The 1,605-nt window shown below is 62.8% G+C and carries 4 protein-coding genes; 1 reads left to right on the plus strand and 3 read right to left on the minus strand.

Annotation, left to right across the window (positions count from 1 at the left end; translation table 11 throughout):
* Window positions 1-503 (plus strand): alpha/beta hydrolase (locus tag K320_RS19285; protein ID WP_024540140.1); only part of this gene is annotated, 503 nt, incomplete at its 5' end.
* Window positions 504-626: 123 nt separating this feature from the next.
* On the opposite strand, the gene K320_RS0117865 is transcribed toward K320_RS19285, so the two are convergent.
* From K320_RS0117865 to K320_RS19290, 3 genes are all read right to left on the minus strand, one after another.
* Window positions 627-908: a BrnA antitoxin family protein gene (locus K320_RS0117865; RefSeq protein WP_034343956.1), complete on the minus strand. Its 282-nt coding sequence runs from the start codon at window positions 906-908 to the stop codon at window positions 627-629.
* Window positions 901-1,212 carry a hypothetical protein gene (locus K320_RS0117870; RefSeq protein WP_024540142.1) on the minus strand — a complete coding sequence of 104 codons (312 nt, stop codon included), beginning with the start codon at window positions 1,210-1,212 and terminating at the stop codon, window positions 901-903. Before K320_RS0117870 ends, K320_RS0117865 begins: the two co-directional genes overlap by 8 nt.
* Before the next feature lie 14 nt (window positions 1,213-1,226).
* Window positions 1,227-1,605, minus strand: a 379-nt coding sequence (locus K320_RS19290; protein ID WP_169730062.1) for a hypothetical protein, incomplete at its 5' end; no start/stop codon positions are given.

Below are 1,605 nucleotides of genomic sequence, written 5' to 3' on the forward strand. Positions count from 1 at the left end.
CCCTCGTCCTTTTTGCCCACGGCAAGGAATCCGGCCCCTGGGGTTCCAAGATCAAGCACCTGGCCGCCATCGCCGAGCGCCTGGGCGCGCAGGCCTTGAGCCCGGACTACGGCGACCTGCCCGACCCCGACGCCCGCGTGGCCCGCCTGCGGGCCATGCCGCTACCCGTGCACGACCGGCTGGTGCTGGCGGGCTCCAGCATGGGCGGCTATGTGTCCACCGTGGCCTCGCAGGGCATGGCCGCGCACGGCCTGTTCCTGATGGCGCCCGCCTTCTACATGCCCGGCTACGCGGTGCAGGAGCCCGCGCCCGGCGCGCCCGAAACCTGCGTCGTCTTTGGCTGGCGCGATGCGGTCATCCCCGTGGCCCACGGCATCCGCTTCGCGCAGACCCACAGCGCCGCGCTGCACGTGCTGGACGGCGACCACCGCCTGAAAAGCGTGCTGCCCCAGGTGGGCGTGCTGTTCGAGGGCTTTTTGCGCCGGGTGATGAGGCCATCGTAGGAGCTTCTGTTCTGATAGTAACTAATGCTTACCGCATAAGGTTTTTGGACTGATTTGGCCTGTATTCATCACCCGATGCAGGCGGGAAGGTCTTCGCCAGCCGCTGGCCCAGCCTGCCCGCGTCTACGGGGCGTGTTGTGCAAGCACGGCGGCTGCGCGTGTTTGCCAGCCTTTGCCGGAGGCGCGCCAGCGGGCCAGCGTTTCTTCATCCAGGCGCAAGGTGGTGGGAAGCCTGTGGGTGGCCTGCACGCTGCCAACCGGGCGGCCTGCCTTGCGGCGCGCCATGATCTGCTCGGGCGTGTGTACGCGGGCAAACTGGCCGCTTTGGGCTTCCTGGATGCTTTGCTCCAGGTCGGCCATGAATTGCAGCATTTCGGCGTCGGGCTGCTTCGAGTTTTTAGGCATCGTAAAGCTCCTTCAATCGGGCGAGGTATTCGCGGGGCAGGTCGTCGAACTTGGCTTTTGCGTAGCCGATCAGCAGCACGATCTGGCCGCTGGCCAGCCGTTGGAAGTAGATCACCCGCGCGCCGCCGCGCCGCCCCATGCCCGCACGTTGCCAGCGCAGCTTGCGCAGGCCATTGGTGCCGGGGATCACATCTCCAGCGTCAGGCTGGCTGACCAGAAAGTCCACGATGGCCATGGCCTCGTCGTTCGTCCAAAGCCCAGCAATGCTACGCAGGTAAGTAGGGGTTTCGACCACGGTCAGCATGGTTGATTGTACATCTAATAAATAGTTCGGTGGAGCGAAATGATAATTATGTGCGAGGTGTTCGAATTATTTTTGATAGCTTTAAACGATTGTTGGATGAGCTCTGAATGTCGATTTAGCTTACTTTTTTTGCATGACTGATTGCGGCGGAGCGCTATCCGTACACCCGAGGTGGGCGTGCTGTTCGAGGGCTTTTTGCGCCGGGTGATGGCGGTGGCGTAGAAACTCATTTTTGATAGCTGCCAGCGCTTGCTGCATAAGCGCTGAAGGCCAGTTTGACTCATGTTTTTCATCAAAAGGCAAGCGCCCGAGCCATGCCCCGCCCGTTTTTCCGCAAGACCTTCGAGCACTGGCTGGCCGGCAACCGCGCCCGCTTCGCCCACCCGCCCCGCA

It is taken from the genome of Comamonas badia DSM 17552, assembly GCF_000484635.1.
In the GTDB taxonomy this organism is placed as follows: Bacteria; Pseudomonadota; Gammaproteobacteria; order Burkholderiales; family Burkholderiaceae_C; genus Comamonas_C; species Comamonas_C badia.

What these genes read in the sequence shown, in the direction of transcription:
- K320_RS0117870 (WP_024540142.1), bottom strand. Translation starts at nt 1,212, where the DNA reads ATGCTGACCGTGGTCGAAACCCCTACTTACCTGCGTAGCATTGCTGGG.
- K320_RS0117865 (WP_034343956.1), bottom strand. Translation starts at nt 908, where the DNA reads ATGCCTAAAAACTCGAAGCAGCCCGACGCCGAAATGCTGCAATTCATG.